Annotated in this window: 1 protein-coding gene; it reads right to left on the reverse strand. The window is 56.3% G+C overall.

Going from position 1 to position 270, the window contains the following annotated elements:
* Positions 1-74 precede the first annotated feature (74 nt).
* On the reverse strand, positions 75-270 hold a 196-nt coding region (locus QP908_RS11805), incomplete at its 5' end, for an HNH endonuclease signature motif containing protein (protein WP_284772369.1).

The raw sequence follows: 270 nt of genomic DNA on the forward strand, positions 1-270 counted from the left end.
GAACTCACAATGAACATCCTCTCCTACGGACACAAGATCCGCACTAATCGGGTGTCCACTAAACGAGGGTAACCTCACATGATGTAGTGGACTCGCTTGTCGGTTTTGATGTTGTGGTGGTGTTGGCACAGGGTGACGAGGTTGTCGGGGTTGGTGGGTCCGCCGTTGTTGTATTCGATGCGGTGGTCGAGTTGGCATGTGTGTGCTGGGGTGGTGCATCCGGGCCAGCGGCAGGTGAGGTCTCTTCCTTGTGTGTAGGCGCGGATGTGG

Origin of the sequence: Corynebacterium sp. MSK204, from assembly GCF_030229885.1 — a bacterium.
In the GTDB taxonomy this organism is placed as follows: domain Bacteria; phylum Actinomycetota; class Actinomycetes; order Mycobacteriales; family Mycobacteriaceae; genus Corynebacterium.